8 protein-coding genes are annotated in these 6,473 nt (G+C 61.1%); 4 read left to right on the top strand and 4 right to left on the bottom strand.

What is annotated here, in order from left to right; all coding sequences use genetic code 11:
* Positions 1-1,032 (bottom strand): phosphopyruvate hydratase (gene eno / locus ACEW8G_RS08310; RefSeq protein ID WP_373487958.1); only part of this gene is annotated, 1,032 nt, incomplete at its 3' end.
* Positions 1,033-1,232: 200 nt separating this feature from the next.
* Here eno and ACEW8G_RS08315 point away from each other — a divergent pair.
* The 4 genes from ACEW8G_RS08315 (at position 1,233) to ACEW8G_RS08330 (ending at position 3,096) form a co-directional block, all read left to right on the top strand.
* Complete coding sequence (locus ACEW8G_RS08315; RefSeq protein ID WP_373487959.1) at positions 1,233-1,868, top strand: hypothetical protein; 636 nt, start codon at positions 1,233-1,235, stop codon at positions 1,866-1,868.
* A 68-nt stretch (positions 1,869-1,936) separates the two neighbouring features.
* Complete coding sequence (locus tag ACEW8G_RS08320; RefSeq protein WP_373487960.1) at positions 1,937-2,380, top strand: phage holin family protein; 444 nt, start codon at positions 1,937-1,939, stop codon at positions 2,378-2,380.
* Positions 2,377-2,739: a hypothetical protein gene (locus tag ACEW8G_RS08325; protein ID WP_373487961.1), complete on the top strand. Its 363-nt coding sequence runs from the start codon at positions 2,377-2,379 to the stop codon at positions 2,737-2,739. The genes ACEW8G_RS08320 and ACEW8G_RS08325 overlap by 4 nt, the downstream gene beginning before the upstream one ends.
* A 132-nt stretch (positions 2,740-2,871) precedes the next feature.
* Positions 2,872-3,096, top strand: a complete 225-nt coding sequence (locus ACEW8G_RS08330; protein ID WP_373487962.1) for a DUF4170 domain-containing protein — start codon at positions 2,872-2,874, stop codon at positions 3,094-3,096.
* Positions 3,097-3,115: 19 nt separating this feature from the next.
* Here ACEW8G_RS08330 and ACEW8G_RS08335 read toward each other — a convergent pair whose 3' ends face one another.
* The 3 genes from ACEW8G_RS08335 to carB form a co-directional block, all read right to left on the bottom strand.
* On the bottom strand, positions 3,116-3,793 hold the full coding sequence (locus ACEW8G_RS08335; protein ID WP_373487963.1) for a rhomboid family intramembrane serine protease: 678 nt from the start codon (positions 3,791-3,793) through the stop codon (positions 3,116-3,118).
* A 3-nt stretch (positions 3,794-3,796) separates the two neighbouring features.
* On the bottom strand, positions 3,797-4,273 hold the full coding sequence (greA, locus tag ACEW8G_RS08340; protein ID WP_373487964.1) for a transcription elongation factor GreA: 477 nt from the start codon (positions 4,271-4,273) through the stop codon (positions 3,797-3,799).
* A gap of 103 nt (positions 4,274-4,376) precedes the next feature.
* Positions 4,377-6,473 (bottom strand): carbamoyl-phosphate synthase large subunit (carB, locus tag ACEW8G_RS08345; protein ID WP_373487965.1); only part of this gene is annotated, 2,097 nt, incomplete at its 5' end.

Here is a 6,473-nt window from a genome sequence, read left to right on the forward strand (position 1 = left end):
GAGCGTGCCAATCTGGTTGACCTTGACCAGCAAGCTGTTGGCCAGACCCTTGTCGATGCCCATCGACAGCCGCGCCGGGTTGGTGACGAACAGGTCATCGCCAACCAACTGCACCTTGTCGCCCAGAAGATCGGTCACCGCCTTCCAGCCTTCAAAGTCGTCCTCGCTCATCCCATCCTCGATAGAACGGATCGGGTATTCAGCGCACAGCTTGGCAAGATAGTCGGCCATCTCGTGCGGCGACAATGAGAGCCCCTCGCCGCTGATTTCATATTTGCCATTACGAAAAAACTCGGTCGCCGCACAATCGAGTGCCAGCACGACGTTTTCGCCAGGTTTGAAGCCCGCCTTTTCAACCGACGCCATGATGAAATCCAGCGCCGCCCGGGTTGAGGCGAGATTGGGGGCAAAGCCGCCCTCGTCGCCCACGGCCGTGGCGAGGCCCTTTTCGTGCAGGCCTTTCTTGAGCGTGTGGAAGATTTCGGCGCCCCAGCGCACTGCTTCGGCCAGGCTGTCAGCGCCGACCGGCATGACCATGAATTCCTGAAAATCGATGGGGTTGTCCGCGTGCTCGCCGCCATTGATGATGTTCATCATCGGCACCGGCAGCACATGCGCGGAAACGCCGCCAATGTAACTGTAGAGCGGCAGGCCGCGTGCGTCGGCGGCAGCCTTGGCCACGGCGAGGCTTACTCCAAGAATGGCATTTGCGCCCAGCCGCGCCTTGTTCTCGGTGCCGTCGAGACCGATCATCGCCATGTCGATATCGCGCTGGTCCTCGGCATCAAGATCGACGATGGCATCGAAAATCTCGCCGTTGACTGCATCGACCGCCTGGGTCACGCCCTTGCCAAGATAGAGCGAGGCGTCGCCGTCGCGCTTCTCGACCGCCTCATATGCACCGGTCGATGCGCCCGAGGGCACAGCTGCACGCCCGAAACTGCCATCTTCCAGCAGCACATCAACCTCAACCGTGGGATTGCCTCGACTGTCGAGGATCTGGCGGGCGTGAATGTCCATAATCGCTGTCATGTTGGGGCTCTTTCCAGCTGTTGGCGGGCAATGATCTGCGGCCCCTCTAGTGTCAGAAATCCGGCGTTGCAACCGCTGCCACGCTTCGCTGCAATCGCGAAATCGCTTGAAAATGCTGGCAGACTGGCCAGAATGTTGTTCGATGACCGGAACCTGCAGCGGACCTCGCGCGTCTGCCGTTAAGATTGTGGAGGAAATAAATGTCCAGCGAAGAAACCCAGGCGAACGGCACTGCAAAGTCTGATGCCAAGAAACCAGTGACCAATAAGACCGATGCCCAGACCACTGCCGCTCATGCTCCGGCGTCAGCAGACAGTGCAACCAGCATGCCTGAAGGCGGTACAATGGAGCAAGCGGCAACGGCCGCCACGGCAGTTGTTGCCGCCGCGCCGTCATCGCTCGACGCCGCGACCGATAAGGTGACGTCCCTGATCCCCGAGGGTCTGGGCGAAAAGGCCAAAGCGTTGATCCCCGAAGGACTCGGCGAGAAGGCGAAAGCCATGATCCCCGAGGGTCTAGGCGACAAGGCGCTCGACGTTGCCGGCGAAATCAAAGAAATGGCCAGCGATGCGGTCGAAAGCCTCGGAAAGCTGATCGGCGACAGTGCAGCGGCAATTGACGACAATGTTGGCCCCAAATACGGCGACTATGCCCGCACCGCTGCGCAGAGCGTGACCGAAGCCGCCGACAAGCTGCGCGCCAAGCCGGTCGACGAGATCGCCGAAAATACCCGTACCTTTGTGCGTGAAAAGCCCGCAGCGGCTGTCGGCATCGCAGCAGTCGCCGCTCTGGTGCTCAGCAAGGTGTTCGGTGCGATCTTCGGGCGGCGGCGCTGACTCAGGCTCCGCCCTCCTCACCGGTCTTGCGCGCAAACATTGATCAAGACGCCAGCGCAGCAGCGCCGATGGAATCAGTGTTGGCTCCAGTCTCTGATGACATCGTTCCGGCAGAAGCTACGCAGCCGTCAGGTGAAGCGCCAGCACATCCCGCTGACCGGCCCGGCCTGGTCGAACAGTTGCGCGGGCTATATGATGATAGCCGTGCGCTGATCGACGCAGAGCTCGCGTTTCAGCGCGCCCGCGTCAGCTATGCTGGCAAGCAGACGCGGACGATGGCACTGCTGCTGTTCATCGGCCTTACGTTTTTGGGGTGCACATTGATCGCGCTGACGGTGGGTACAATGATCGCGTTGATGCCTTTGTTGGGGCCATGGGGCGCGATGGGTGCAACCGTTCTTGGGACAATATTGCTTGCGGCATTGTGCATGTGGCTGGCCTATCGCAAGGTTGGTAATATCACTGCCGCCTTTGCGAGCGATGACGAGCAGACGAAGGACGCCCAGGCATGAGCGAACCGGACGAAGACAAAGCAAACCCGTCGGCCGAGCCACCGGCCAGCCTTTCAGAAAGCGCCGCCCGCAGGCGACTGGCGCGGGCGAAGTGGGATCAGTCTCTGGAACAGGCCCGGCATCGTTTCGCTCTGGAAAATCTTTTGGACGAGGCGATCGAACGCACGGTCGACGTGATTGGCGACGCTGCCGACAAGGGCGCATCGCTGGCATGGGCGCATCGCGGCAAGATTGCTATGGTAGCCGTGCTCGGCGGGGTTGTCGGATTCCGTAAGCAGATATCCCAGAAAGCGCGGCCACTGGCGACATCGGCCAGCGCACGATTTGCTTCGTGGCGTGCGCGCTGCAAGACTGATTAATCAGACGCTCACAGGGGTGGCAATCTTCGAATTTTGGTTTTAGTGGCTGGCCGGGTTGCGCATGCACAAGAGCGTGCGCGCTGGAAAAGAGCGTGCCACGCGCACGATCAACAATCTGGGGACGCGTCAAATATGAGCAAACTGCATCTCGTCATGGGTGGCCGCGTCAGCGATCCGCGCACGCTCGATTTCTGTGATCTGGACACGATGGATCTGGTCGGCATTTATCCCGACTACGCCAGTGCAGAGGATGTCTGGCGCAGCCATGCGCAGCAGACGGTTGACGATGCCGAAATGAAATATGTCATCGTGCATCTGCACCGCCTGCTCGACCCAGAGGAGCAACCGGCGGTTTAGCCGCGCCTAAAGGGACGCTTTAAGGCAGGTCGTGGCGCGGGGTGCGCGGGGAATCAAGCCACGCCAGCGGCGCGGTCAGCGCCAGCCCTGCCAGAAATCCGCCGATGTGCGCCCAGATCGCGATACCGAATGTGCTGGTTGAAAATGCGAGTTCGCTCAGCAGATTGAGGCCAACCCAGGCCGCGAGCAGCCATGCCATATGCACGACCATGCCCGGCACCGGGCCAATGGCCTGTGGCTTCCGGCGTGCGAACATCAGGAAATAAAACGCAAGCAGCGCTGATATCGCCCCGCTCGCGCCGACCACCGGTATGACCGACAAGGGGTCGACCCAATAATGCATCGCCGCCGCAGCGACCATGCCAGCCCCGTAGAGGATCATCAACCGGCCCGGACCGAAGCCAAGCTCAACCATCCGGCCAATGACCAGCAACACCAACATGTTCATCAGCAGGTGAAAAAACCCGGCGTGCAGAAAGGCCGATGTCACAGGGGTCAGCCACAACGGCACCGCCCATCCATAATCTGAAGGCAGCTGGCTGCCTGAGCCATGCAGGCTGTCATAGACCCGCGCCGCCCAAAAGCCGCCCTCGATCTGCATCGCCTGCTCAGCGCCGGTCAACAATCCGATCAGCCAGACGACAACGTTGATCAGCACCAGGCCATGCGTCACCGAAGTGCGCGGCAACTGATTCATGGCTCAGATGAACTCAATCTTGGACACAACGTAAAACTTGTCACCCGATGGCACGCTGACCTCGACCTCGTCATCAAGCAGCCGCCCAATCAGCGCGCGGCCCAGCGGGCTGGAGTAGCTGATCCGGCCCTTGCGCGCATCGGCTTCGGCTTCGCCGACGATCTGGTACTTCACTGGCTTGTCGTCTTCATCAATCAAGGTCACGGTCGCGCCAAAGACAATCTTGTCGCCCGACAGCGTGGTTGGGTCGATGATCTGCGCCCGGCTGAGCTTGCCCTCAAGGTCGGCGATCGTCGCCTCAACCTGGCCCTGGCGTTCCTTGGCGGCATGATATTCGGCGTTTTCCGAAAGGTCGCCGTGCGCGCGCGCCTCTTCAATCGCCTCAACGATCGTGGGTCGCTCTTCCTTGAGCAGCTTTAGTTCGCGTGTCAGCTTCTCATAGCCTTCTGCCAGCATCGGCAGCTTGTCGACGGTTGCCATTCGGCACATCCCTTCTGAATTTACCCAATTGCCGTCATGACCCCAAAACAGTCAGCCCGGCCCGGAACAGGGCCTCAAAGCAGCATCGACGTTTCGGGGAGGATCAAGCGTCAAGCCGTTTATAATAGGCCTGAAGCGGCTTCACTTCAAGACTGGTCTTGGCGAGCGATGCCATCGCCTTGACTGTCGCTACGCTTGCAGCGGCCGTCGTGAAGTATGGGATCTTGCCGGTCAGCGCCGATGCACGGATCGATTGCGAGTCCTTGAGGCTCTGCCAGCCTTCGGTGGTGTTGAAGATCAACGCAATATCGCCATCCTTGATCTTGTCGACGATATGCGGACGCCCTTGCGCAACCTTGTTCACTTCAGTGAGCGGTATGCCGTGTTCCGTGAGATAGCTCGCCGTGCCGCCGGTGGCGACGATATCCATGCCCAGCGCAATAAGGCCGCGCGCGGCATCAATCATCGCTGGCTTGTCGCTGTTCTTGACCGAGATGAACACCGTGCCTTTGGTGGGCAACGTCAGGCCCGCCCCGATCTGCGCCTTGGCAAAGGCGGTGGCGAAATCATTGGCGATGCCCATTACCTCGCCGGTCGATTTCATCTCAGGGCTCAGCACCGGATCGACCCCGGCGAACCGCGCCCACGGGAAAACCGCTTCCTTGACCGCAACATAGTTTATATCGCGGCGGATCGCGGGCAGATCGCTCAACATCTCACCCGCCATCACCCGCGCGGCATATTTGGCGACCGGCTGACCGATGGCCTTGGCGACAAACGGCACCGTGCGGCTGGCGCGCGGATTGACCTCAATCAAATAAATCTCGCCATCCTTGACCGCGAACTGGATGTTCATCAGCCCGCGCACCTTCAGCCCCATGGCGAGCAGCCCGGTCTGCCGCTCCATCTCTGCGATCAGGCTGTCATCAAGGCTATAGGGGGGCAGCGAGCAGGCGCTGTCGCCCGAATGCACGCCGGCCTCCTCGATATGCTGCATGACGCCTGCGACCGCGACGTCGCGGCCATCGCAGATCGCATCGACATCGACCTCAATCGCGTCGCGCAGATACTGGTCGATCAACACCGGGCTGTCGCCCGACACCTGCACCGCAGTGGCGATGTACGATTCAAGCTGCGCCTGGCCGTCGACGATCTCCATCGCGCGTCCGCCCAGCACATAGGATGGCCGGATGAGCACCGGATAGCCGATGCGGTTGGCGACCGCGATGGCCTCTTCGCGGCTGCGCGCGATGCCATTGAGCGGCTGCTTAAGGCCAAGCTGATCGACCAGCCGCGCGAAACGCTCGCGGTCTTCGGCAAGGTCAATCGCGTCGGGCGACGTGCCGAGAATGGGGATGCCTGCATCCTCCAGCGCCTGCGCCAGCTTCAGCGGCGTCTGCCCGCCGAACTGGACGATGACGCCGTAGAGTTCGCCATTGGCCTGTTCGGCATGTAGAATTTCAAGCACGTCCTCGGTGGTCAGCGGCTCGAAATACAGGCGGTCTGACGTGTCGTAATCGGTCGAAACGGTTTCCGGGTTGCAGTTGATCATGATCGTTTCAAAACCCGCTCCCCCCTGATCAGAACCCAGAGCGAAACACGCGTGGCAGCAGCAATAGTCGAACTCAATCCCCTGGCCGATGCGGTTTGGACCTCCTCCAAGGATTACGACCTTGCGCTTGTCAGTCGGTTGGCTCTCGCATTCTGGCTCACCAAAGCTGGGCGCCTCATAGGTCGAATACATATACGGCGTCCTGGCCTCAAACTCCGCCGCGCAGGTGTCGATGCGCTTGAACACTGGTCGCACACCCAGCTTGTGGCGCAGCGCACGCACCTCGTCCTCGGTCAGCGCGCCCGCCATCGCAACCACGGCATCACGCACCATGCCCGATCCACGCGCCAGCGCGCGGTCCATGCCGGGGCGCAGATGTGCCGATTGCAGCGCCAGCCAGGCGAGGCGCTTGTCGGAAAAGCCCATCGATTTCAGCCGCCGCATGCCGTCTGCATCGCGCGGGAGCCCATCGGCCATCACCTCGGCTTCGGCATCGACGATGCCCTCGATCTGCTCAAGGAACCACAGGTCATATTTGCTGATCGCATGGACCTCATCGATGGTCAGCCCTTCGCGCATTGCCTGCGCCGCGATCAGCAGCCGGTCGGGCGTCGCCTGCGACAGCGCAGCAATAATGTCATCGCGCGG

The organism is Blastomonas sp. (assembly GCF_041747255.1).
Lineage (GTDB): Bacteria > Pseudomonadota > Alphaproteobacteria > Sphingomonadales > Sphingomonadaceae > Blastomonas.